This is a genomic window from Streptomyces vulcanius (assembly GCF_042653945.1).
Taxonomy (GTDB): Bacteria; Actinomycetota; Actinomycetes; order Streptomycetales; family Streptomycetaceae; genus Streptomyces; species Streptomyces mangrovi.
The window spans coordinates 161,315-184,627 of record NZ_JBHSFK010000011.1 but is presented as its reverse complement, the minus strand read 5'-3'; the positions used below and the strand labels follow the sequence as shown (position 1 = coordinate 184,627).

The window sequence follows — 23,313 nt, the reverse complement described above, 5'->3', positions numbered from 1 at the left end:
TCAGGCTCCGGCGGGCGCGGTGGCGGCGGTCGGCAGCGGCGGCACCCCGGGGAACAGCTCGGCGAAGGCGCCGACCGTGATCCGCTCCTTCACCTGGGGAGCGACCCCGTCGAAGAGACCGTGCAGCGTCTCCTGGGTGTGCCCGAAGGTGCCTTCCATATGCGGGTAGTCGCTGCCCCACAGGACGTTGTCGTACCCCATCGCGGTGGCGGCGGCCACGGCGGTCCGGTCGTGCTGGAAGGAGGCGTACACCTGCGCGTAGATGATCTCGCGCGGTGATCGCTTCAGCTTCGGCCGGACCACCATGGCGTGCTGGCGGTAGCCCTCCTCGATGCGGTCGGCGATGAAGGGCACCCATGTGGCGCCACCTTCGGAGACCAGTACCTTCAGGTTCGGGTGGCGGTCCAGGGCGCCGGAGGCGACCATCTTGGTCACCGCGCGCTGGCCGGAATAGGTGGTCTCGGTGTAGTTCAGTACCGCGCCGCCCGGACCGCGGTGGACGACGCCGGCCGACGCGCCGGAAGCGAGGTCGACCGGGTCGGTGCCGATGTGGAAGGCGATGACGATGTTCGCCTCCTCGGCCAGGGCCCAGAAGGGCTCCCACACGTCGTGGTTGTAGTCCTTCTGCAGTGGGTGCGGGGTGGTCGGCATGAAGACCGCGCGGTAGCCCATGCCGGCCACGCGTTGCAGTTCCTTCGTCGCGTCGTTGATGTCCAGGGTGGAGACCTGGGCGGTGGCGACCAGCCGGGGTGAAGCCTGGTCGATGGTGTCCCACGCCCAGTCGTTGCTGATGCGCAGCGCCTCGCGCAGCGCCTCCGGGGTACGGAAGGACGAGCTCCACATACCCAGCGAGGGGAAGACCAGTTCGGCCCAGATGCCCTCGTCGTCCAGGTCCTTCATCCGGAGTGCCACGTCGCGGGCGCCTGGGGCACGGTACGACGCCTCGTAGAACTCCTTGGCCTTGATCGGCGGCGTCGCACGGCGGAAGGACATGCCGTCGATGTGCACGGTCTCGTACGCGCCGTCGGGGTCCTTCTCCGACCGGGGCATCAGTTCCGCCAGGCGCTCGGGCAGGTTGCTGCGCCACAGGTCGTCGGGCTCCATGAAGTGGGAGTCACCGGAGTTGGCCCAGATCTTTTCCGTCATCGGTTCTCCTGGCTCAGGGTCTTCAGTGTCGTTGTTCTGGGTGTGCGGGTGAGGCCGACGCCGGTGCGGCGCAAGTGAGGCAACTCAGCCGTCACTCCGGTTCGATGATCGACACGGTCTTGTAGCGCAGGAACTCGTCGATGCCGGCTCGTCCGCCTTCTTTGCCGTAGCCGCTGATTCCGAGACCGCCGAAGGGCGTGTACGGGAGGTTCTGCCGCGCACCGTTGACGTAGACACCACCGGCCTTCAGACGCTCGGCCACTCGGTGGACGCGGGTCAGGTTCGTCGACTGGATGTTGGCGCCGAGTCCGTACGGCGTGCTGTTGGCGAGGGCGACCGCCTCGTCCTCGGTCGAGAACTTGAAGACCAGCAGTACGGGGCCGAAGACCTCCGTCTGCGCGATCTCGGAGTCGGGATCGGCATCGACGATGACGGTGGGCTCGACGAAGTTCTTGTCGGCGAGGTCGCCACCGGCCCTGTTGCCGCCGAGAGTGATCCGGCCCGCGTTGTCCCGCCTGACGCGGTCGAGCATCCCGCAGACCCGCTCGACGGCGGCGGCGTTGATGAGCGGCCCCACCTTGACCTCGGGATCGAACGGATCACCCATCCGGTATGTCGCGGCGACCACCGTGACACGTTTGACCACTTCGTCGTAGATGTCCTCGTGCACGATCAGCCGGGTCGGCACCACGCAGCCCTGGCCCGCCAGAACCCCGATACTGTCTCGCACGGCGCGGGCGGCCACGGCCTCCAGGTCACCGGCGTCCGGGAAGACGATGCTGCCCGTCTTCCCGCCCAACTCGAGTACCGCGGGCTTGAGTTGTTCGGCACACGCGTGCATGATCCTGCGCGCCGCGACAGGTCCGCCGGTGAAAGTCACCTTCTCCACCCTGGGGTGGCGAACCAGGGCCTCCCCTGCCTCGGGACCGCCGCTGAGAATGCTGCACACGCCGTCCGGCACGCCGGCCTCCCGCAGCAGCTGCGCGTACAGGTACGGCGCGAAGGGCGTGAACTCCGACGGTTTGACCACCACGCAGTTCCCCGCGGCCAGCGCGGGTATGACCTTCATCCCCAGAGAGACGACGGGCCCGTTCCAGGTGACGATGACTCCGACGACGCCGTACGGCTGCGGCGTCGTGTAGGAGAAGTACCCGCGTGTGTCGAGCGTTGAGATCAGTTCGCCGGACAGCTTGTCGCACCACCCGGCGTAGTAGCGCGTCCAGCTGATCGAGTTGTCGACGATCCGCAGGCCGAAGTGCGTCGGGGTGCCGCCGTCGAGCGCCTGGAGGTCGACGAAATCCTGACGGTGTTCGGCCAGCAGGTCGGCGAAACGCGTCAGGACGTCGCGTCGCGCCTCCGGCGTCCAGCGGCGCCAGGCCTCTGCCTGTGCGGCCGCCAGCTCGACGGCCTCGTTGATCTCGGCGGCGCCGGCCAACGGGATCGCCGCCTGTACCTCGCCCGAATAGGGATTGCGATGCTCGAAGACACCGCCGGACCCGGAATCGAGAACCTTGTCGCCGTAGCGAAGTCGGACGTGCGGAGCGGTCACGGTCATGGGTGTTGCCTCCCGGAGAACTTCTGACCAGCGGGTGCGGGGCTGCCGGGGCACGGAGGCCGCGCTGTCAGCGGATGGCGAATCCGGCGTCGAGTGGCAGTTGGACACCGGTGATGTATGCGGCTTGATCGGATACCAGCCACGCGACGGCGTTGGCGATGTCCTCGGGTTGGAGAATGTCGATGGGGAGGGCGTTCCGCATTTGGCTGATCGGGTTCTTCTCGCCTCTGGCGGCCTGTGCGTGGAGTTCCTCCATGGCCGGGTTCTGCGTCATGCCCGACAACACGCCAGTGGGATGAATGGTGTTGAACCGAATCATCTCGTGGGCGTACTCGTTGGCGAGTACCTGCATCAGGCCGACCAGGCCCCTTTTCGCCGCCGTGTAGGCCTGGCCGCCGGCCTTGTCGTTCGCTACACCCTTGATCGCTGCCACGGAACTCGTGATGACGACGGACCCGCCGCGCCTCCCCTCACGGATCGCCGGCAGCACCACCTCGATGGTGCGCCATACGCCCGTCAGGTTCACATCGATGATGTCGGCCCAGGTGCGTTCGCGGTCGCCTCCGGGGGAGAGCCGGACAATGCCGGCATTCGCGAGCAGGACGTCGACCCGGCCGAAGCGATCGAGACCGTGGCCCAGGACCCGACGCAGATCGTCGTCACTGCGAACGTCGCCCTTCTCGGCGACGATCGCCCCTCCGGCCTCTTCGACAGCCTTGACGGTCGCCCGGAGGTCGTCCTCGGTGGCGTTCGGGTAGTCCATCGACTCGATGTTCTCGCAGATGTCGAGACCAATGATGTCCATGCCCTGCGATGCGAGTTTCACGGCGTGTGCGCGGCCCTGACCACGGGCCACACCGGTGATGAAGGCGACCTTCCTGCCTGGCTCCATGACAGTCCCTATCTGTAGGTGACGAGTTGAGGGGACAGGTGGGAATGCTCGTTGAAGGTGACGAGTGTGAGGCCTCGGCTTCCCGCGACGACTTTCGTGACCCCGGTGTTGACTGCCACTCGGTTCAGCGCGAACCACTGCGGCTCTCCGGCCCCGAGCAACGATGCGGCGACCCACCCGATCACTCCCGCGCTGGTGAAGACGACAGCGGTCTCCCCTGAGGCCAGCTCGGCGGCCAGTGTTCTCAAAGCGCTGTCCACCCGCTTCGTGAACGCGGGGAAGGGTTCCGCGTAGTCGTGGTCGTGCAAGCCCGACGACCATCGGGGAATTACCTGATCGAACCAGGACTGCTGGGTTTGTCCCGCCGGTACGCCGGCATCGGCGCCAACCCTTTGACGCACCGCGAGAATGTCATCGTGGTCGAACTCGTTCCATGCTTCGTCGGCCTCGACAGAAGCCGTCCAATTCGACGCACGGCGGGCGCGACGGGCGGTCTCCTGCTGCCGCTTCAGGCGGCCGGACAGGATTCGTGCCGCGGAAACACCACGGCGGGAGAATTCCCTCCCGAGCATGTCGGACTGGAGTTCGCCGGTGGCGGACAGTACGTCGTAGCCCGCCGCGCCCACAGAGGCCTGGCCATGCCGAACGAAGAGGATCACACCCATCGTCGGGGCCTTTCCGCGAGGTCGTTCCCGGCGTCGGCGGCCACGCGGAACACGGGGAGCAGCCAGCCGTCGGTGATGGGATGGAAGTCGATGGTCAGCGACATCCCGATCCGTACGTTCTCCGGTTCGACACCGATCACATTGGTGACCAGCCTCGCCCCAGGCGCGTCCGGCAGTTCGACCACGGCGGGGACCAGGGTCAGATCCGGCAACCCGGGATAGCCGTGCACCACGGCGAAGCTGTAGACGGTCGCACGACCGGACAGCTGAGGCCAGTCCACCGCGGTGGACCGGCACTCCGGGCAGAACGGAGTGGGAGGCAGCCGGAAGGTTCCGCAGTCGCCGCACTTCGGCACCACCAACCGCCGCTGCTTCGCGGCCTGCCAGAACGGCTCGGTCACGGTGTCCGTCGCGATCCTGACGACGTCCGACGGCAGGGCCGTCGCCAGGCGCGCCGCGCTCACCGGTCACGCCCCAGGATCAGGCCGCTGACCGGCAGACTGGCCGGACCGCCGGTGCACAGCGCGAACTCGGCGTCGGCGACCTGGTTGATCGCGGTGCCGCGCATCTGCTCGACTCCCTCGACGATCTGGGTCATACCGATGACGTACGCCTCGGAGAGCTGTCCGCCATGAGGGTTCACCGCGATGCTCCCCGGCTTCCGTCGGCGGGAGTAGCGGATGGCGCCGCTCTCGACGAACGGCCCGCCGTCGCCCTTGTCGCAGAAGCCGTAGTCCTCCAGCTGCATCAGCACCATGGGGGTGAAATGGTCGTAGATCAGTGCCACATCGATGTCCTGCGGCGTGATGCCCGCCTGCTTGTACAGGTGTCCGGCGATCGACTTGTGACCGGAGGAGGTGAAGGTCTCGTCCGGCATGCCGTACCACGAGAACCCGCGGCCCCATTCCCGGGTGCCGCCGTGCGCGACGGCCACCACGGGTACCGGCCGCTGCCGCAGATCGCGTGCGTGGTCGATCGAGGTCGTGATCACCGCCACCGCGCCTTCCGTCTCCAGACAGAAGTCGTACACGCACAGCGGCTCGGCGATCATCCGCCCTCTGAAGTACTCGTCGCGGGTCAGGGGCGTCCTCTGCAGCGCCTTGGGCCGGTTCAGCGCGTTCTGCCGGGTGGAGACGGCGATCTCCGCGAACGCGTCCCGGGTGGTGCCGTACTGGTGCATGTGACGCCGCGCCAGCACCGACATCAGGTGGCCCGGCCCCGCCAGCCCGGACGGCTGCAGGAAGGAGCTGATCGGGGTCACCGGCTTGGCCGCTATCACCGTGCCGAGGCGCTGCTTGTGCTGCTGCAGCGCCATGACCGTGACGACGACCGACGCGTCGCCGGCGACGAGGGCCGCGCGTGCGAGGCCGATGGCCCCCGCGGAGCCGCCGCCGCCGTTCGTGAGCGACGCCGAGAAACGGACCTCGGGGATACCGAGGGTCTCCATGAAGTCGACGGACTCCATCTTGTCGCCGTAACCGGCACCGGCGCCCGAGTAGTAGGCGAAGCCGTCGATCTGCCTCACCGAGAGCCCGGCGTCCGCGCAGGCGGCGAGGATGGCTTCACCGGCGAGCTGCGTGATGCTCTTGCCGGTGGACTCGCCCCTCCGGTAGTAGGGCGTGGCACCGACACCGACGATCGCGACGTCGCGTAGTCCCGAGTCCTGCGAGTCGCCGGGGTTGGTCCAGATCTTCGGCATCGTGTGTAGCCCTCCGGAAGTAGGGAGGTATGCGGCCTGCGCTGCCAGGTCTTCGCATCGAACTGTTCCACCGACTGTGCCGACTGTCCATACTTTCTAATACCTCTCCATTAGTTTTGACGTTGCACCGGCTGCGCGACGTCTACCAACATGGGTGTCGGCTAGCACTCCCGACTCGAACGGGGACGAGGACGAGGACCATGGCAGTGGACGAGAAGACCGCCGGACGCAGACGCCGGCACACGACGGGAGAGGCGACCCGTGAGCTGTTGATGACGACCGCGGAGAGGCTCTTCGCCGTGCGGGGGGTCGAGGGTGTGACCCTGCGGGAGATCCAGGTGGAGGCAGGTCAGTCGAACTCGTCGGTCATCACCTACCACTTCGGCTCGAAGGCGGGCCTGGTGCGGGACCTGATCGCTTTCCGCTACCGGACCATCGACGAGCGCCGAGCCGTGCTGCTTGAGGAGGCCCGGGCCGACGGCGTGTCCGACGACCCCCTGGCCGCGGTGTGGCTGGTCGTCCGCCCGCTGGTCGAGAGCATCGAGGCCGGCGAGATGTTCGTACCGTTCCTGGCCAGGCTGGCCCCCGCGAGCGCGAATGCGGAGTACTGGCCGAGGCAGATCGAGGAAGCCACCGACGTTCTCCAGGAGCTGGTGCCCGGTCTGCTCGGCGATCTGCCCGACCGAGTACGGCGTGGCCGCGAGGTGCAGCTCTACAACAGCGTGCTGAACCTCCTGGGTGATCACGCGCGGAGCCGGCACAGGATCAGCGACGCGATGCTCAACAACTACATCGACGGGTGGGTGGGCATGCTGACCGCGCCCGTCTCACCGGTGACATCCGACCTCATGGAGGAGGAGGCCGGCGCAAGGAACCGCCGGGGATGACAACCTCGGACGGCAGCGACCACCACGATCGTTTCCGCTACGAGATGTCCGGTGACCAGCTGCCAGGGGCCGCGGCGGTTTCCTTCAGCGAGCGGACGACGCCCGCGTGCCAGTCGGGGTCCGACCCCTGCGGGAGGGTGAGCCCGACCCGGTCGGCGTAGCCGCCGATGTGCTGACGTATTGCCTCGGCGAGCCCCTCCGGCTCGGCTACGACCGCGAAGGCGCCCAACACGTCGTCGTCGATGAGTGCACCCATCTCGGCCCATCGGTTCTGCCGCGAGAGTGCCCACAGCTCGGTCCCCAGGTCGCCCCAGCCGTGCAGTTCGAGCACCGGGCGGTACGACGGGGTCGACGCGTAGAAGGCGATCTGTTCGCGGACCGCGGAGATCGCCCGCTCCCTGGCGGGTCCGTCCGGGTCCGTGACCACGAACGGGCTGGCCCGTACCTCGAAACCGTTCCTGTCCCGTCCCCCGGCGGCGAGCCCGCGGTCGATGGCGGGCTGTGCCACCTCCCGCATGTACCGCGCGGTGGTGAAGCTGTACAGGATGAGACCTCTGACTGCCGGTCTCGGCGCTGCTGTCCCCGCTAGCCGTACCCACGCCGTGAATACGGCGTGCGACGACCCCCTTCCGAGTCGGCGCGTGCTCGTGGATCTCCTGCCGGCCGCCCTCAGGGAGGGTCATTCCTGGGAAGCCGAGGCCCCCGGCCCGCGAGGCGCCAGGCTCGCCGGCACGTCGAACCCCATCGCCCTCACCCCTCCGGACGTCAGGTCACCGCACGACTCCCGCGTCGCGGAGGCCGGCGATTCGGGCTTCGTCGTATCCGATCGCGCGCAGCAGAGCGTGGGTGTGCTGGCCCAGGCTGCAGCCTCCCTCCGGCTTGGTCGCCGATCGGGAGAAGCGGTTCAGCGGCGCGAGGCGACGGTGCTCGTCGAAGACCGGGCTGACCGCGTCGACCGCGTAGCCCGCGTCGTAGAACTCGTCGCCCTGCATGTGTCGTTCCGCCGGTTCCTGGGTGACCGCGACGCAGCCGACGTCCTTCGCCGTCAGATCGGCCTCCCACTCGGCCTTCGTCCGGGTGGCGAAGATCTTGGTGAGCACATCTGCGAGGGCGTCGTCGTTGGCGGCCCGCGCCCGGCTCGTGGCGAACCGCTCGTCGGCGAGGTCGCCGGGGTCGCCGAGCCCGGCGACCAGTGGAGCCCAGTCCCGCTCCGCCGGCGCAGCGAGGAACAGCCAGCCGTCGGATGCGGGATACATCCGGTAGAGGGCACTGACGCCTCGGAAGTCGGCGTCGACAGGAGGATGTGCGGGACGGCCCTCATAGCTGGTGTTGCGCGAGATCAGCGCCTGGGTGCTCGTGCCGAGCATCGTGGCGACGATGTCGGTCAGTTCGATGCCACGACGCTTCGCGTAGATCCCCAGGAGCAGGGCCGAGCCGACGCCGAGGGCGGCCATCCCGTCGGACTGGACCGCCGGTACGGTCCCACCGGCGTACAGCCTGCGGGCCTGGCTCAGCAACTGGTCGCGATCCCCGGCGGGACGGCCGACCACCTGTGCGTCGGTCACGGAGACTCCCGATGCCGCGCCGATGGAGGGGGCGTAGGCGGGCTTGGAACCGTACGGGCCGTCGATCCCGAAGCCAGGAGCGTTCACGTAGACCAGATCCGGGTTGATCGACTTCAGCGAAGCCTCGTCGACACCGATCCGGGCGGCGACGCCCGCCCGGTAGCACTGGAGCACCACGTCGACCTGCTTGACCAACTCGCGCAGGATCTCCAGTCCTTCGGCGGTCCGGACGTCCACGGCGATGCTCTCCTTCCCCTGGAGCGCCTTCGCGCCACCCGCCTCGGGGAACGCCATGATGCCTCGGATCAGGTCGCCTTCGAGAGGCTCGACCTTGATGACCCGCGCACCGAGGTCGGCGAGGAGGGTCGCGCCGTACGGTCCGGCGTACATCAGGCCGAGTTCGAGCACCGTCACACCGGCGAGGGGAAGTCCTGAGTGGCCATGCCGGTCCCCGGCGTTCAGGAGACTTCCGCCGGCGTCCCGCACCGCCGACTCGCCGGCAGCCAGTTGTCGCAGCTCCCGGGAGTGCTCGCCGAGGCGAGGGGCACGCCGAATCCTGGTGAGCGGACGTCCGGCCGCGTGGACCAGGGTCGACGGCTGGCGTACCGGGCCGAGGTCCGGATCGTCGACCACGACCACGCGGCCTTCGTGCACCAGTTGGGGATGGTCGAGAGCCTCGTCCGGTGAACGGAACTGCTCGCCGAAGACGTCCGGATTGCCGGCGAACACCTCTTGCCACTCCTGAAGCGTCCGCTCCCCGACCTTCGCGATCATCTTGTTCCACCACTCGAACCGAAGCTCCGGCGTCGGAAGCATCGGAAAGCCGTCCCACTTCGGATCGGCGAGTTCGGCGCTCAAGCCGAGCTCGTCCAGCCAGGCCTGCATGAGCCGCGGCGCCGTCTGCGCGAACTGCAGCCAGGTGCCGTCCGCCGTCGCGGCGATGAGCATCGCGTACTGCAGCTTGGTCTGCGGCCGCCCCTGGTCGTCGTAGGCCGCACCCGTCGGCTGGAACGCCTCCGGGTAGCGGCCGAGCACCAGCTCGTAGAACCAGTTGTACGGGTCGTACGCTCCGACCCCGGTCACCAGGTCGGCCTCCACCACCTGGCCCAGGCCGCTCCCCTCCCGTTCGAGCAGCGCCGCAAGGATGCCTTGGACCGCTGCCTGCGCGGCCGCGAACGACGCGTAGGGAGTCGTGACGTAGGCGGGATCCGGTCCGGCGGTGAGTTGGTGCTTGGAGTGGAGAACGCCGCTCTTGGCCAGGATCAGCGCCTCGTAGCCCTTGCGGTGGGACCACGGTCCGCGGGTTCCCCAGCCGGTGATGAGAGCCGCGACCAGTCGTGGGTACCGAGCCGCCAACTGCTCGGCGGTGAAGCCGAGTCGCTCCGCGGCGGCCGGCCGCATCGTGGTGACGGCGACGTCGGCCCGCGCGAGCAGACCGTCCAGCGTCGCGCGACCGGCGTCGTCGCTCAGGTCGAGTGCGACGCTCCGCTTTCCGCGCAGCAGGCCCGGCCAGCCGGGATTCGCGCGAAGCGGGCTTCCCTCGGGCGGCTCGACCAGAATGACATCCGCTCCCGCGTCCGCGAGGAACTGAGTGGCCTGAGCGCCGGGCAGTGTCGTCGAGAGATCGACGACGACGATGCCGTGGAGGGGGCCTTCACCGAGGTCGTCGTTCTGGTCGGTCATTCTCATCTCCATGGGACGGTGCGGGTCCGCGGCAGCGGCGCTCACGGTCCTTCGGAGCGCCGGGGGCTCGCCTTCGGCGAAACAGGAACTCATAGGGACGGATCAGTAGTGCTGCCTCAGCTGAACCGGGTCGTCGCGAGGATGCCGCCGTCGACCAGCAGATCGGTCCCGGTGATGTACGACGCCCGGTCGGACGCGAGGAACTCGATGGCATCGGCGGTCTCGACCATGGTGCCTTCGCGGCCGAGCGGCGCCCGGCGCAGCATGTTCAGCTTCACTTCGCGGTGGGGCCCTGCGGACTCCAACGCACCCATCGGGGTAGCGATCGGGCCCGGCGACATGGAGACGATGCGGGCTCCTTTCTCTCCCCACGCCGCCGCCCGTTTCCTGCACATCCGGAGCACCGCGAACTTGGTGAGCCGGTAGGCCTGGAGCGACGTCTGCTCCGTGACAAGCGACTCCAGACGCTCGACGAAGTCCGGGGCCAGCGGGTCGTCGAGCACGGCGGTGATCTCCGCACTCGGCGGTTGGGCAAGGTGTCCGGCGGAGGAGGACACGAAGACCGCAGCCGTGCCCGGAGCGGCCCGCTCAAGGCTCATTCGCTCGATCAGCCTCGCCCCGACGAGGTTCACCCCGAGCAGGGTGCGCCAGTCACCCATCGACGGGGACAGCGCCGCGACGTGTGCGACCGTGCGCAGCCGTCCCCGGGCCGCGAGCAGCTCGCCGAGCTCCGCAACCGAAGCGGGATCCGTGATGTCGCACCGCGTCACCACCGCGTCGATCCCGTCCTCGCGCAGCGCGACCTCCCGTGCCGGGTTCTTGGCTGCCGACAGGCTCGCCAGCACGAGCCGGTGGGACTGGCCCAGCCGGCGTGCCGCCGACATCCCCATGCCGCCCCCGCCGATCACCAACGCGACGGGCAGATCCGGACGCTCGCTCGTCCCGGTTGTCAACTCACCGCCAGCCGCCACGGCTTTCCCTTTCTCCGGTCGAGGGAGCGTTGCTCACGTCAGCGCGAACTCGGCGGAGCCGTCGACCACGAGCGCACCGTCGTCCTTGCGCAGCTGGATCGTGAGCTCCAGACGTCGCTCGTCGCCATGCTCGAACAGCCGCACGACCTCGGCCGATGCGATCAGGCGGTCTCCGCGGTACACGGCCTGTGTGAAGCGCGTGCGGAAGCGCCGTACGCTCTCCTCCCCGAAGTGGTCGGTGCAGTACGCGGCGAGCCAGCCGGCACCGAGCATCCCCGCGCTGAAGGCCGCGGGATACCCGACGGACCGGGCGAGTTCGTCGTCGTGGTGCATCGGGTTCATGTCACCGCTCGCGCCCTGGTAGCGCACGATGTCGGTCATCGTGACCGGCCCGAACGTGCGCTCTGGAAGCCGGGCACCCTGTGCGAGCTCGATCACGACGCCTCCTTCCGCACATACGCGGACGTGTACCGGCACTCGGCGCGCAGGAGTCCCTGCTCGTCGTGGAAGGACACCAGGAAACGGACCATCACCATCGGTCCCTGACGGCCCCGTTTGATCCGTACGTCATACAGGCGTTCGGAGTTGTGCAGGGTCTCCCCTGCCCGCGGTACCGGGCCGTGGAAGAAGTACTCCTGCTCCAGTGAGAGCAGATTCCGCACGTCGGGCTCGATCCCGACCGTCGCGCACGCCTCCGCCACCTCGGGCGCGCGGACCGTTTCCCCGATGCGACTCCAATAGATCACCGTCGCCAGGAAGGTCGGCGGGATCGGAGCCTTCGGGTCGTCGAGGTAGGCCGGGCGAGCCGCCGCTGTCGCGATGGCGTACTCCCGCACTTTGCCCCACTCGATGGGCATGATCGCCATGGCTGCTCTTGCTCCTCACGTAGAAGCGTGGGGCGAAACTCAGGCCGCGTGCGCGGTGCCTCGAGAGGTCTTCCAAGCGAACTATTTCGCCAACGGATCCGACCGTCAACACTTTCTAAGAGTAATTCATTATCTTTTGCTGCCGTACTGCGCTCACCGCGGCAACGGCGTACCTGGCGTCGTAGAACTCGCCGGATCCGGCCACCGGTCATGGAACGGGCTCCGGGAACCTACTCACCGAGGTAGGCCCGTTCCAGCCGTCCGGGGTCCGCCGCGAGCCCTGCGGCGGGGCCGCTCAGCACCGTTTCGCCGTGCACCAGGACGATCGCCCGGTCCGCCACCTCCAGGGCCAGCCGGACGTGCTGCTCGACGAGCACGACCGCCGTGCCGGTGTCTTCGGCGATCCGCCGGACGACCGGCAGCAGCTCCTCGACGATCACCGGCGCCAGGCCCATGCTGAGCTCGTCGATGAGCAGCACCCGCGGGTCCTGGATCATGGCCCGGCCCAGGGCCAGCATCTGCTGCTCCCCACCGGAGAGCATGCCGGCCGCGACCTTGAGACGTTTTCCCAGTGCCGGAAAGAAGTCGAGGACTTGGTCCAGGGTGCTGCCGTGACGCCGCCGGGCGAGCGTCAGGTTGTCCCGTACGGTCAGCTGGGTGAACAGTGACCGGTCGTCAGGTACGAGGACCAGTCCCCTCCTTGCGGCCTCACGCGCCCGCCCGCCACGGATCTGCCGGCCGTCGAGGGCGACCGACCCGCCCAGGCGCGGCAGCAGGCCCGCCAGCGTCATCAACAAGGTGGTCTTCCCTGCGCCGTTGGGCCCCAGCAGGGCGGTGACCTCGCCGGGGAGCAGCTTCAGGTCGAAGGCGCGCACCACGGGCCGTCCCGTGGTGTAACCCGCGTCCACACCCTCACATGTCAGAAGTTCCCCGGTCACTTGACGACCTCCCCACGCACTGGGTTCGCATCGACCTGGGTCGCGCCGAGGTAGGCGGTGGCGACCCGCGGATCGGCCTTGATCTCGGCGGGGGTCCCCTCCGCGATCACCTTGCCGAGGTCCAGCACGACGATCCGGTCGCACACGTCGAGCACCAGCCCCATGTCGTGGTCGATCAGCAGGACCGTCACGCCGTCGGTCCGGACGGCACGCAGGCGGTCACCCAGCCACCTGCTCTCGGAGCTGTCCAGGCCGGCCGCGGGCTCGTCGAACAGGAGCATCCGGGGGCGGCCGGCCAGGGCACGCGCGATCGACACCAACTGCCGCCTGCCCTGGGACAGTTCACGCGCCGGCTTGGCCCGGACGTGGCTCAGGTGCAGCGTCTCGAACAGTCGATTCCGCAGGTCCAGCCCCTGCATGGTGCCGACATGGTCGCCACCGTGCCGTGCCGCCGCCTCTCCGACCAGCACGTTCTCCTCCACGCTGAGGTCCTCGTAGAGCTCGATTCCCTGGAAGGTGCGTCCGAGGCCCGCCCGGCCCCGCTGATGCGGCTTCAGCGACGAGATCACCCGCCCGTCGAACTCGACCGTTCCCGTACAGCGGTTGTATCCGCTGATCGCGTCGAGCAGGGTGGTCTTCCCGGCACCGTTCGGGCCGATCACCCCGACGATCTCGCCCGAGCGCACGTCGAAGGACACCGAATCGACCGCCACCACGCCGCCGTAACGCACCCCGATGTCGCGCACCGACAGCACCACGTCGCCCGGAGCGGGAACCGGCGGGCGGGGGGACGGTGCCGTCCCGGTCGGAACATCGGCGTCCTGGCCGTCTGCGGTGTCGATGGCGGGCCGCCGCCGGCGCCGTAGCCCGTCCATCAGTTCGTGCGCCGGACCGACGATGCCTTCCGGGTTCGTGATCACGGTGAGCACCAGGCCGATGCCCATGATCACGCCATACCACTCCCCCATGGACAGTGCCCGGTCCAGCAGAACGGGCAGCACGCCTCCGGCCCCCATCACACCGGCCACGAGGCCGCCGGACAGCGCGGTGATGCCCGCCAGGTACGCGGTGGCGAACAAGCCCAGACCGCCGATCGCGGTGAACATCTGGGCGTCGGCGACGGTCTGCTGGTAGCCCAGCAGAGCACCCCCGAGCCCGGCGACGAACGCTCCGATCGCGAAGGCGATGATCTTCGTACGGGCGACGTCGATCCCCGCCGCGGCGGCCGACCGCTCGTTGGCACGCACGGCCAGCATCGCCGCACCGAGCCGGCTGCGGCGCAGCCACGCCACACCCAGGCCGACCAGCAACAGCACCACCAGGCACAGCAACGCGAACGGGATGCGCGGGTAGTCCTCGCCGGCACCGATGCCCAGGTCCATCCCGAACAGGTGTGGCGAGGGGACCTTCGAGCCGTCCATGCCGCCGTTGAGTTCGGTGTTGCGGAACCAGAAGGCCTCGAGAGCCACCGCCAGTGCGACCGTGACCACCGCTGCCGGCAGGCCGCGGATGCGCAGGGCGGGAAGCCCGATCACGACGCCGATCACCATCGCCACCACGGCCGCCAGCAGCGGCGCCAGCGGGAAGGGGACCCCCCACCCCGCACTCAGCTTGCTGAGGCTGAACGCACCGACCCCGGCCAGGGTCAGCTGGGCCAGGGAGATCTGGCCGGCGAACCCGGTGACGACCACCAGCGACAGTGAGACCACCGCCAGGGTCAGCGAGGTGATCACCGCGGCGCGGATGCTTCCGCGGGTGGCGAAGAGAACGACGACACCCAGGGCCGTGCTCACGACAGCCGGGACCAGGATGCGGTCGGGCCGCGGTGCGCGGCCCAACGCCTGCTGGACCAGCGAACCGCGGGTGGGCAGGGGTCTCCCGCGGACCACGAGGTAGGCCATGATGACGGCCAGCGGTACCAGTTCCGCCAAGCCGGTCTGAGGCAGCCACGACCACTTTCCCTGCACGAACTGCAGCTCCGACTGCAGCATCCCGATGACAAGGCCGGCTCCCACGGCCGGTAGCAGCGCGGTGAAGTTGCCGACCAGCGCCGCGGCGAGGGCCGGCACGATGAACAGGGTGTACGAGATAGGGACCAGGGGCACGATCGGTGCGATCAGAATGCCGGACAGGCCGGCGATGGCTGAACTCAGCGCCCAGTTCGCCACCGCGATCCGCTCCGGCGACAACCCGCTGACCAGTGCGCCCTTCTCCGATTCCGCCGCCGCCCTGGCCGCAAGGCCGAACCGGGTCAGCCGGAACACCAGCGCCAGCGCGACGGTCAGTACGACGATCACGGCCGCGAACCACAGCCGGTCGCCGGGAATACGCGACCCTCCCCATTCCACCGGGTCGTTCGGCAGGATGGCCCTGACGGACACCTGCGCCGTGCCCACCCGCGCGGCGAGCACGGCCTGGATCACCAGCATCACCCCGATCGAGGCGACGGCTTTCGCCACCGGCGGTGCGGACCGCAGCTGCCGGAAGACCAGCCCGTACAGCGCTGTTCCGAACACTGCGGCGAGCATCAGCGAGATCACCATGGACGGGACAAGCCCGAGCGGTCCGCCGGTCCCGACGGTTGTCGGCAGGCCCGGCAGCGGCACCAGTAGCTCACCCCGACGCAGGAACGCGTAGGTGTACGCGCTGTACAGGGCGATCGTCCCGGTGGCGAAGTTGACCACCCCGGAACTGCGGTAGGTCAGGACCAGTGCCAGCGCGAGCGCGCCGAACACCGCCCCACTCCCCAGTCCCAGCAACAGAAACACGACGTACTGGCTCATCGGAGAGACCGTCCCTTCCGGTTGTTCCGACTACCGCGCGAACAAGGGACTGGGATCGATGACCCGCACCTTCTCCAGCTTGCCGCCGGAGACCGTTCCGGTGATCAACTGCGCCGAGCAGGCCGCCTTCAGTCCCGGTACCGCCGAGGAGTCACAGGTGAACGTGGAGCCGTGGCCCGCGGGCAACACGACGTTCTTGGCCGAGCGCAGGGCCGTGGCGATCGTCTTGGGCGTGACCTCACCCGTCAGACCGTGCAGCGCACGCACCAGACCGAGCACGCCCTGGTACCCGACCGCCGCGTACCCCTGGGTCGGTGTGTCCGGGCTGTACCGCTTCATCACCTGCCGGTAGAGCTGCGCCTCGATGTCGTCACTGGCGGTGTCGAAGCCGCTGAAGACCTGCGTGCCGTCCATGCCCGCGCCTACGGCGTCGAGGACCTCAGGGGCCACACACGACTGGACGGTCATCCGCGGGGTGTCGCCGCCGAGCGTGCCCATCGCCTGGAGCACGGAGGTGCACACGGTCGACTCTCCGATGACGGCGACGGCATCGGGCTTGTTCCCAAGCGCGGCACTCACCTGAGGCGACGCGTCCGGCGTGCCCGCCGCTATCGCCACGATCTGCAGGCCGATGCCCGCCTTGACGAAGACCGGCTTGCCGATGGCCTCGACACCGCCGACCACGGCCGGCGCGTCGATCACGAACGCGGCGACCTTCTTGTACCCCTTCTCCTTCGCGTACGCGGCCATCGACGTCATGGTCGCCGGGAAACCGCCCGTCCAGGAGAAGGAGTCGGTGCTGGTGGCCTCAGCGTTGCTGGCGGCCACAGCACTCGTCCAGGGAATGCCGGCCTGGGTCACGATCGGCACCATGGAGTCACCCATGGCGCTGCTCGTCAGTACGACCGCGTCGACTTTCTGCTCGACCATCTGGTTCGCGCAGTCCCGTGCCGTCGCCGGTTCTTCCTTGGTCTTGCAGACCACGAACTTGATCGGTCTGCCCGCGATCCCGCCGAGGTTGTCATTGGCGTACTTCCGGGCCGCGTCGGCGGCCTCCCTGTTCTCGGGCTGGCTGGTGCTGGCGCCGCCCTCGTTGGTGATCAGGCCGATCCTCACCGGCGTACCGGTGGCTTTGCTGCCCGGGAACGCGCTCGCCAGCGCGGTCGGTATCGCCGTGCTGTCCGAGGTGACGGCACCACCACCGTCTCCGCATCCCGCAAGCAGGACCGCGGTCGACATCAGCGCGGCCGATGCCCGTGACCGGGGCGAGGAGAAGACTCGTCTGGCCGACTCAATCATGTTTGCTTCCCAAGGGGTCGGCGAGTGTCCGGCACTCGCTGCGATCAGCGACCGGCAGCGCCCCGGTTGGAGCCGCGGCTACGCTGCCGTCCGAGAAAGTGAAGAAGAGCCGCAGACGTATTTCGAAGGGCACGAAGGCCGGACGCCGCGGCAAACCATGCCGGCCGGGGTGGCGAGGACCTCACGACCGGCGATGAGTCCGACCTGCTCCCACTGGGCGGGTCACCCGATCCTCGCGATCGGTAACGGGTTCGTGGGCAAGGGGGCGGCGGGTCGGAGGGTCAGACCGCCGTCGGTCTTCGGTTGGACGAACTCCGGCACGGACATGCACCGCGGGACCTCCAGGGCCCGCACGCCCTCCATCGGTCGGTGCACTCCGACCGCCTCCTTGTCGACTTCGTTGAGATGCCGCCTGGGCAGGACACGGGCGTCGGGTGCGCGAGCGGAGTTCGGTCTTCCGAAGGGAAGGGGCAAGTGACGGCCGAACGTCACTCGACGGTGACTGCCTGCTCCAGGCAGGCCGTGGCGCCGAGGTTCTCAGGCCCGTCATGGGCCGCGGCCGGTAACTTCGAGAGAGCGACGCCCGTGTCGGCCGCAGTGGTCCGGCCGCTCGCCGGCAGCCGTTCCGGCATTGGCTCGCCGGTCTGCCCGGTGACGAGGAACCCGGCCGTTCCGGCAGAACTCGAACGTGAGGCGACGTCGCCGCCGGGCAGTGTGCCCATCTCCGCTCCTTCGCGACGAGATGCTGTGACACCGCAGGCCGAAGTTGTACGGTCACTCCATGTAGCCTCGGCGGCCCGCAAGGCAGAAGAGTATACGCATTTGCTTCCTACCGGAATGGGGTGCGCAGCCCCTGCGGTACGGCTCGCACGAACCCCGGCTGTTGCTACGCGGCCTTCGTTCGGCATCGCTGCCGCTCCAACCACCTGGACTGCGGCACGCCACAACTGGGCACCCACCCCTGGAATGAGGAGTCGGAATATATGGGGGCGGGCAGAGATCGGCCCTCGCCGGGACGCGCGAACGGTTGACAGGCAGATACGCGGGTGTGACTCTGATTAGAGGCTACTGATTACAAGCCAAATATGCCTATATCGGGCACACTTATCAGTGAAGTCTGATTCGAGGACACTTTCAGTACCCTGAATGGGAGGGTGGCAGCCGTGTTCACCAACCCGGCACGGGGTGCGTCGGCCATGCCGATGGAATCGATCATCGCCCCTCGGCGCTGCCCGGAACGTACCGTCCTCGGACGGGTCGCCTCGATCATGGAGGCCTTCAACACCGGTCAGCAGGTGCTGAGTCTGGGCGACCTCAGCGAGCGCACGGGGCTGCCGAAGTCGACCCTGCATCGCTTGGCCGACCAGCTCTGCGACATCGGATGGGTTGAACGCGACCCCGGCGGCTATCGCGTCGGCATGCGGCTGTTCGAGCTGGGGACCCTGGCGGTCGAGGGGAACCGGTTGCAGGAAGCCGCCTTCCCGCACCTGCAGTCCCTGGCGAACAAGACCGGAATGTCCGCGCAACTCGCCATCCTCGACGAGACGGAGGTCGTGTACCTCGATCGCATTGCGGTGGGCCCGTTCCGGCTGCCGACCCGGCGCGGTGGACGCAAGCCCGCCTACTGCACCGCGTTGGGCAAGGCGATGGCCGCGTTCGACGACGAAGCCATACGAGTGGTGACCTCCTCCCGGATGCCACGGAAGACGGCGAACACGATCACGGATCCTCTCGTCCTGCGGACGGAGCTCAACCGGGTTCGCGAGGTGGGAGTGGCGTTCGACCGGGGCGAGGCCTACGCGGAACTCGTCTGCGTCGCCGCGCCGATCCGCGGCTCGGGGTGTGCCGTCGGGGCGGTGTCCGTCACCGGGCCGGCCGGTCGGATGAGATGGAGCATGGCGAGCGAGGCCGTACACGACACGGCCGTCGCGATCTGGAACGCGAGTCTCAGGTTCAGGAGTGCCGGCCCCCGGACGTAGCGGCCGCTTCCTCCGTGTCGCCCGCGCGAGAGCACCTGCCGCCGCGACCGGTCAGTGACGGCGGTGGACCCAGCCCGCATCGTGCCAGTACGTCTCGAGGTTCTCCATCGGTTCGGGCCAGGTCTCGATGTAGGTGACGCCCTCGGGTCCGGCCGTCATGAGATAGGGAGTCCCGGCCTCGCTGATCCAGAATTCGCCCGGACCGACGGTCCGGCTGCCCTCCTCCCCGTCCTTGCCCCAGGCGACGTGGAACTGTCCGCCGAAAACGATGATCAACTCATCGAGGTTGTGGTGGTGGCGGGGCACCGGGAAGTTCGGGGCGCACCGCAGCCCGTTCACATTGAATGCCGCGTCCACCTTGGTCGAGAACCACATATTTCCTTTGAAGGTCTGCTCCATGTCGACCGGCGCATCGGCGAGGAGGCCACCTTCGTGCCACAAGTACGAGGGAGCGGACTGATCGACCGGCAACTCGATCCAGCCCTCATCGGACAGCAGACTGAAGAACTCGATTCCCATGCCCCTGATTCTGTGGAACGGGGTAGGGCGTGTCATCAGCAAATCCCGTTGGGCGGGACGGGAGTTGTGGTCAGGGACCAGGAGGTACGTCCCAATGAGCGGAACATACCGACGACACGACGGTCGGCCGCCCGTACGGTCGCGGTGTGACTCTTACTTTCGGTGATCTGGTGGAAGACGCGGACTGGGTCCCCATGGACCTGGACCAGCAGCAGCATCCGAATTACTTCTGGAAGGACGGTGGTCTGCTGCGGGACGCACCGGTGGACTTCCGGGCGACGTTCGACGGGGCGATGTGGGTGACCACCAAACCGATCGACATGCCGCGCTTCAACCGCAATCCCCTGCGCGTGCGCCCGAACTTCACGGTGCCCCGCCACCACCACAACGTGGACGAGATGCTCTTCGTCTTCGCGGGCGAGTACGACATCGAGCACTACGAGGCGGGCGAGCCGCAGACCGTGCGAGTGGGGCCGGGGGACTTCTTCCTCAGCCGTGCCGGCACGCCGTACACGATGACGGCCGGACCCGAGGGAGTCACCTATATCGAGACCTGGCCGAAGCCGGTGACCCACCTCGAAACGTATTGGCACGACGTCGGCTGGGTCCGGCGGTGAGCCTTTGATCGCCGGCCGGCGGCTCTTGTGGCGGACCGGCCAGTCGACGCCTCTGGGAGTCCGGCCTGGCCGATTGCCCGTCCAGGCCGGATCATCGGGATCTGAGTCCCGGCCGCTGAGGGCCGGGCCCGCGAGTCAGTCCGTCCAGAGGAACCGGTCGGCGACACGGTGGTGGTTGTAGATGGTCATCTCCTGCTCTTCGCTCAGCCGGTGCCCGTCGAAGCTGGGTGAGTGCATCCCCACGGTGACCTCCTTGGCGTTCATCAGATCCTGGGTGAAGATCTCGCCGAGGTCGGCGTCGCGGAAGTCCTCGAAGAACTGGGGCTGGAAGTCCCTCTTCTTGTCGTAGTCGGCGACGGGGACCTGGTCCAGGCTGAAGATCTCGAAGAGGCAGCTGTCCGGGTCGAGTCCGTTGGGCCGCGCCCGGTATCCGAACGCCGAACCCTGGTTGGGCAGCAGGATCGTGTTCGGGAACACGTTCCACGCCGTACCGGCCTCCGCCCACTGCTGGGGGGTGATGACCGGCCAGTCGTAACCCTCGGCGAGCGACAGCTCCCGGTACAGCTGGAGGAAGTACTCGCCGGCGGTCGCCCCCTCCGGTACGTCCGCGGTCTTGAGCGCCTCGGCGGCGCGCCAGCTCCGCTCGTTCTCGAGGCCGCGCATGTCGTCGGCGATGTACTGCACACTCAGTGCGACGCTGAGCCGCTCGTCGGTCACTCCCCCCGTGCCCCGGTTGGTCGGATCCTTGGCCGAGTTGTCGGCAGACGTCTCCTTCTTCTGACCGACGCTCGAGTAGTGCGCGTGCCGCTCGTACACGGTCGTGGGCGCCCATGCCCGCGCCTCGAGTTCCTTCATCGAGGCGATGTTCGTGTTCGACTTGTCGAACCTGTAGAGCTGCGGATGCGTCCCCGCCACGTGGTATGCCTCGAGGAATCCGTCCAACGCGGTCTTCCAGTTGCACGGCAGCAACACGCTCTTGTGCCACCGGTACCGCATGTTCTCGAACTGGAACGGCGCGAAAATCCTCGGGATCGGGTCGAGGTATTCGAGGAGCGGCTTGGCATGGGGGTCCATGGTGATGAACACGAACCCACCCCACTGCTCCGCCCGTACCTGGACCAGGCCCAGGTCGTCGTCCGAGCGGGGCACGAACTCCTCACGGTCGAGTACCAGCCTGATCGAGCCGTCAAGATTCCACCGCCAGCCGTGGAACGGACAGATGAGCGAACCGACGCGACCCCGTCCTCGCGCAAGGCGGGTACCGCGGTGCCGGCACGCGTTGTGATAGGCACGGATCGAGTTCTTGGCCTCTCGCACGACCAGGATCGAATGCCCACCGATCTCGTACTCGACGAAACATCCGACTCCCGGCAGTTCCTCGGTGCGGCAGGCCATGAGCCATGTGCGAGTGAACATCTTCTCGAGTTCCCACTTCAGGAACGCGGGGTCCAGGTACCGGCTCTTGGGTACGTAGGCACGGGAAAGCCGGTATTTCTCCGGAACCCTCTCGGCGGGGACATCGCCCTCGAACCAAGGAACTCGACGGTCCAGTTGGGGCTCGATTACCGCAGACACCGAAAACCACTCCTCCACTTGTCGTGCGCGTACGGCTCCAGGTGGGAGCAAGGTGATGTCAGCCCGCGTCAGGGCCCGCGACCTCGGCCCCGTCGTCGCGCCGCACCACGTGGATGCAGTTGCCCGGGCACTCGTCGGCGGCGTCGATCACGTCCAGGCGCAGTCCGTCCGAGACATCGGCCTGCGAGCCTTCCGACGTCAGCAGTTCCCCGTCGGCGGCACTCTTGACGTAGGCCAGCCCGTCGTCGCCGAACTCGAAGACGTCGGGCGCGTACTGGGTACACAGACCGTCACCGGTGCACAGTTTCTGGTCGATCCACACCCGTACTTCGTCGCTCATGAGCCTCGCCCTTCCTGGTCCCTGTGAAAGCCGCGCGTCATCGCCATTCGCCCATCAGCAGTGGCGGTGAAAACGACTCTCCACGCGGCGTCTCGGGTCGTCCACCGACCGTCCCATCAGACGGGACAAGAGCTGACGGCCCGGCTCCGGCGCGCCCTACACTCAACCGGCCCGCGTGGGTGACCGGCCATGCACCCGCGTCAGATACACATCCCCATCCCCATCCCTGGGGGCGGCAGCTCACGGTGCGCGACATGCCCGTTGACGGGACGCACCGTCCGTAGCCGGGCGAGGAGCCCCGCTGTCCACTCTCTCTCCATCACTCCCAGGAGGTCGGCCCGTGGCCGAGACCGTGACCACAGACATCCTCATCGTCGGCGCAGGCCCGATCGGGCTCTTCGGCGCCTACTGCGCGGGCTTCCGCGGGCTGCGGACCGTCCTGGTGGACGCGTTGCCGCAGTGCGGCGGCCAGATCACCGCGCTCTACCCGGAGAAGGAGATCCGGGACATCGCAGCCGTCCCCGGTGCCCGCGGTCGCGACGTCGTCACCGCCCTCAAGGACCAGGCCGACGCGTTCGACCCGACCTACCTGCTGGGCCGTCAGGCGGTCGATCTCAGCCACTCGCCCGACGGACGCCCGCAGGTCACCCTCTCCGACGGCACCACGGTCGACACCGGCGCGGTCGTACTGACCGCCGGGATAGGCACGTTCACCCCGCGCTCCCTCCCTGCCGGGGAGGAGTTCCTCGGCCGCGGGCTGAGCTACTTCGTCCCGGACCCGGCGGAGTACTCCGACCACGACGTCCTCGTCGTCGGCGGTGGGGACAGCGCGGTCGACTGGGCGTTGGCCCTGCACCCGATCGCCCGCTCGGTGACCCTCGTGCACCGCCGCGGCACGTTCCGGGCACACGCGGCGAGCGTGCGCGAGCTGCATGGATGCGGCGTCGGTATCGTCACCAACGCCAAGGTGGAAGCCCTGGCCGGCGACGACCGGCTGCGCCGGGCGCACCTCCGGGTCGACGGCGAGGACGAGTCCCGGGTGCTGAAGGTGGACGCGGTCGTGGCCGCGCTCGGCTTCGTCAGCAACCTCGGGCCACTGGCCGACTGGGGCGTCGAACTGGACCGGCGCACGATCGTCGTCGACACCCGGATGCGCACCACCGTCGACCGGATCTACGCCGCGGGCGATGTCACCGCGTACCCCGGCAAGGTCCGCCTGATGTCCGTCGGGTTCGGGGAGGTCGCGACCGCGGTCAACAACGCCGCGGTCGCCCTCGACCCCGCGCTGTCTCTCTTTCCCGGTCACTCGACCGAGTCCGCCTGATCGCCGACGC

At 68.3% G+C, this 23,313-nt stretch carries 22 protein-coding genes; 4 read left to right on the top strand and 18 right to left on the bottom strand.

Features of this window, described 5'->3' with window-relative positions; all coding sequences use genetic code 11:
* The 6 genes from ACFPIH_RS18980 to ACFPIH_RS18955 form a co-directional block, all read right to left on the bottom strand.
* Complete coding sequence (locus tag ACFPIH_RS18980) at positions 1-1,146, bottom strand: amidohydrolase family protein (protein WP_381163502.1); 1,146 nt, start codon at positions 1,144-1,146, stop codon at positions 1-3.
* Between the two features lie 91 nt (positions 1,147-1,237).
* Entirely contained in the window at positions 1,238-2,701 is a 1,464-nt protein-coding gene (locus ACFPIH_RS18975; RefSeq protein ID WP_381163505.1) for an aldehyde dehydrogenase family protein, read from the bottom strand.
* Between the two features lie 67 nt (positions 2,702-2,768).
* Entirely contained in the window at positions 2,769-3,593 is an 825-nt protein-coding gene (locus ACFPIH_RS18970; protein WP_381163508.1) for a mycofactocin-coupled SDR family oxidoreductase, read from the bottom strand.
* Between the two features lie 8 nt (positions 3,594-3,601).
* Positions 3,602-4,258, bottom strand: coding sequence for a histidine phosphatase family protein (locus ACFPIH_RS18965; RefSeq protein WP_381163511.1), 657 nt, complete (start codon positions 4,256-4,258; stop codon positions 3,602-3,604).
* A complete protein-coding gene (locus tag ACFPIH_RS18960) occupies positions 4,249-4,722 on the bottom strand; it encodes a Zn-ribbon domain-containing OB-fold protein (protein WP_381163514.1) in 474 nt (157 codons plus the stop codon). Before ACFPIH_RS18960 ends, ACFPIH_RS18965 begins: the two co-directional genes overlap by 10 nt.
* On the bottom strand, positions 4,719-5,957 hold the full coding sequence (locus ACFPIH_RS18955; protein ID WP_381163517.1) for a thiolase C-terminal domain-containing protein: 1,239 nt from the start codon (positions 5,955-5,957) through the stop codon (positions 4,719-4,721). The genes ACFPIH_RS18960 and ACFPIH_RS18955 overlap by 4 nt, the downstream gene beginning before the upstream one ends.
* Before the next feature lie 200 nt (positions 5,958-6,157).
* Here ACFPIH_RS18955 and ACFPIH_RS18950 point away from each other — a divergent pair, with 200 nt between their 5' ends.
* Entirely contained in the window at positions 6,158-6,844 is a 687-nt protein-coding gene (locus ACFPIH_RS18950) for a TetR/AcrR family transcriptional regulator (RefSeq protein WP_381163520.1), read from the top strand.
* Positions 6,845-6,881: 37 nt separating this feature from the next.
* Here the strand turns inward: ACFPIH_RS18950 and ACFPIH_RS18945 are convergent, their stop codons facing one another.
* From ACFPIH_RS18945 to ACFPIH_RS18905, 9 genes are all read right to left on the bottom strand, one after another.
* The gene (locus tag ACFPIH_RS18945; RefSeq protein ID WP_385877190.1) at positions 6,882-7,388 is read right to left on the bottom strand and encodes an LLM class flavin-dependent oxidoreductase; all 507 of its coding nucleotides are present in this window, start codon (positions 7,386-7,388) and stop codon (positions 6,882-6,884) included.
* Positions 7,389-7,614: 226 nt separating this feature from the next.
* Positions 7,615-10,092, bottom strand: coding sequence for a CaiB/BaiF CoA transferase family protein (locus tag ACFPIH_RS18940; RefSeq protein ID WP_381163523.1), 2,478 nt, complete (start codon positions 10,090-10,092; stop codon positions 7,615-7,617).
* 116 nt (positions 10,093-10,208) lie between these two features.
* Entirely contained in the window at positions 10,209-11,063 is an 855-nt protein-coding gene (locus ACFPIH_RS18935) for an SDR family oxidoreductase (RefSeq protein ID WP_381163526.1), read from the bottom strand.
* Positions 11,064-11,096: 33 nt separating this feature from the next.
* Positions 11,097-11,501, bottom strand: coding sequence for a MaoC/PaaZ C-terminal domain-containing protein (locus tag ACFPIH_RS18930; protein WP_381163529.1), 405 nt, complete (start codon positions 11,499-11,501; stop codon positions 11,097-11,099).
* Positions 11,498-11,929, bottom strand: coding sequence for an FAS1-like dehydratase domain-containing protein (locus ACFPIH_RS18925; protein WP_381163531.1), 432 nt, complete (start codon positions 11,927-11,929; stop codon positions 11,498-11,500). Before ACFPIH_RS18925 ends, ACFPIH_RS18930 begins: the two co-directional genes overlap by 4 nt.
* Before the next feature lie 230 nt (positions 11,930-12,159).
* Positions 12,160-12,867, bottom strand: coding sequence for an ABC transporter ATP-binding protein (locus tag ACFPIH_RS18920; protein WP_381163534.1), 708 nt, complete (start codon positions 12,865-12,867; stop codon positions 12,160-12,162).
* A complete protein-coding gene (locus ACFPIH_RS18915; protein ID WP_381163537.1) occupies positions 12,864-15,650 on the bottom strand; it encodes an ABC transporter permease subunit in 2,787 nt (928 codons plus the stop codon). Before ACFPIH_RS18915 ends, ACFPIH_RS18920 begins: the two co-directional genes overlap by 4 nt.
* 30 nt (positions 15,651-15,680) lie before the next feature.
* The gene (locus ACFPIH_RS18910; RefSeq protein WP_381163540.1) at positions 15,681-16,889 is read right to left on the bottom strand and encodes an ABC transporter substrate-binding protein; all 1,209 of its coding nucleotides are present in this window, start codon (positions 16,887-16,889) and stop codon (positions 15,681-15,683) included.
* A gap of 548 nt (positions 16,890-17,437) precedes the next feature.
* The gene (locus ACFPIH_RS18905; RefSeq protein WP_381163543.1) at positions 17,438-17,671 is read right to left on the bottom strand and encodes a hypothetical protein; all 234 of its coding nucleotides are present in this window, start codon (positions 17,669-17,671) and stop codon (positions 17,438-17,440) included.
* Between the two features lie 432 nt (positions 17,672-18,103).
* Between ACFPIH_RS18905 and ACFPIH_RS18900 the strand changes: the two genes are divergently transcribed.
* Positions 18,104-18,928: an IclR family transcriptional regulator gene (locus tag ACFPIH_RS18900; protein ID WP_381163546.1), complete on the top strand. Its 825-nt coding sequence runs from the start codon at positions 18,104-18,106 to the stop codon at positions 18,926-18,928.
* Positions 18,929-18,979: 51 nt separating this feature from the next.
* Here the strand turns inward: ACFPIH_RS18900 and ACFPIH_RS18895 are convergent, their stop codons facing one another.
* A complete protein-coding gene (locus ACFPIH_RS18895; RefSeq protein WP_381163549.1) occupies positions 18,980-19,447 on the bottom strand; it encodes a cupin domain-containing protein in 468 nt (155 codons plus the stop codon).
* A gap of 146 nt (positions 19,448-19,593) precedes the next feature.
* Here ACFPIH_RS18895 and ACFPIH_RS18890 point away from each other — a divergent pair, with 146 nt between their 5' ends.
* Complete coding sequence (locus ACFPIH_RS18890) at positions 19,594-20,064, top strand: cupin domain-containing protein (RefSeq protein ID WP_381163552.1); 471 nt, start codon at positions 19,594-19,596, stop codon at positions 20,062-20,064.
* Between the two features lie 135 nt (positions 20,065-20,199).
* On the opposite strand, the gene ACFPIH_RS18885 is transcribed toward ACFPIH_RS18890, so the two are convergent.
* Together ACFPIH_RS18885 and ACFPIH_RS18880 are read right to left on the bottom strand one after the other, a co-directional pair.
* Positions 20,200-21,639: an aromatic ring-hydroxylating oxygenase subunit alpha gene (locus ACFPIH_RS18885; RefSeq protein ID WP_381163555.1), complete on the bottom strand. Its 1,440-nt coding sequence runs from the start codon at positions 21,637-21,639 to the stop codon at positions 20,200-20,202.
* Between the two features lie 58 nt (positions 21,640-21,697).
* Positions 21,698-21,979 carry a ferredoxin gene (locus tag ACFPIH_RS18880; protein WP_381163558.1) on the bottom strand — a complete coding sequence of 94 codons (282 nt, stop codon included), beginning with the start codon at positions 21,977-21,979 and terminating at the stop codon, positions 21,698-21,700.
* Between the two features lie 340 nt (positions 21,980-22,319).
* Here ACFPIH_RS18880 and ACFPIH_RS18875 point away from each other — a divergent pair, with 340 nt between their 5' ends.
* Complete coding sequence (locus tag ACFPIH_RS18875; RefSeq protein WP_381163561.1) at positions 22,320-23,303, top strand: NAD(P)/FAD-dependent oxidoreductase; 984 nt, start codon at positions 22,320-22,322, stop codon at positions 23,301-23,303.
* Positions 23,304-23,313 lie beyond the last annotated feature (10 nt).

Coding starts and splice junctions, on each gene's coding strand:
- ACFPIH_RS18980 (WP_381163502.1), bottom strand. CDS start 1,146: ATGACGGAAAAGATCTGGGCCAACTCCGGTGACTCCCACTTCATGGAG.
- ACFPIH_RS18975 (WP_381163505.1), bottom strand. CDS start 2,701: ATGACCGTGACCGCTCCGCACGTCCGACTTCGCTACGGCGACAAGGTT.
- ACFPIH_RS18970 (WP_381163508.1), bottom strand. CDS start 3,593: ATGGAGCCAGGCAGGAAGGTCGCCTTCATCACCGGTGTGGCCCGTGGT.
- ACFPIH_RS18965 (WP_381163511.1), bottom strand. CDS start 4,258: ATGGGTGTGATCCTCTTCGTTCGGCATGGCCAGGCCTCTGTGGGCGCG.
- ACFPIH_RS18955 (WP_381163517.1), bottom strand. CDS start 5,957: ATGCCGAAGATCTGGACCAACCCCGGCGACTCGCAGGACTCGGGACTA.
- ACFPIH_RS18950 (WP_381163520.1), top strand. CDS start 6,158: ATGGCAGTGGACGAGAAGACCGCCGGACGCAGACGCCGGCACACGACG.
- ACFPIH_RS18940 (WP_381163523.1), bottom strand. CDS start 10,092: ATGACCGACCAGAACGACGACCTCGGTGAAGGCCCCCTCCACGGCATC.
- ACFPIH_RS18925 (WP_381163531.1), bottom strand. CDS start 11,929: ATGGCGATCATGCCCATCGAGTGGGGCAAAGTGCGGGAGTACGCCATC.
- ACFPIH_RS18915 (WP_381163537.1), bottom strand. CDS start 15,650: ATGAGCCAGTACGTCGTGTTTCTGTTGCTGGGACTGGGGAGTGGGGCG.
- ACFPIH_RS18910 (WP_381163540.1), bottom strand. CDS start 16,889: ATGTCGACCGCGGTCCTGCTTGCGGGATGCGGAGACGGTGGTGGTGCC.
- ACFPIH_RS18905 (WP_381163543.1), bottom strand. CDS start 17,671: ATGGGCACACTGCCCGGCGGCGACGTCGCCTCACGTTCGAGTTCTGCC.
- ACFPIH_RS18895 (WP_381163549.1), bottom strand. CDS start 19,447: ATGGGAATCGAGTTCTTCAGTCTGCTGTCCGATGAGGGCTGGATCGAG.
- ACFPIH_RS18880 (WP_381163558.1), bottom strand. CDS start 21,979: ATGAGCGACGAAGTACGGGTGTGGATCGACCAGAAACTGTGCACCGGT.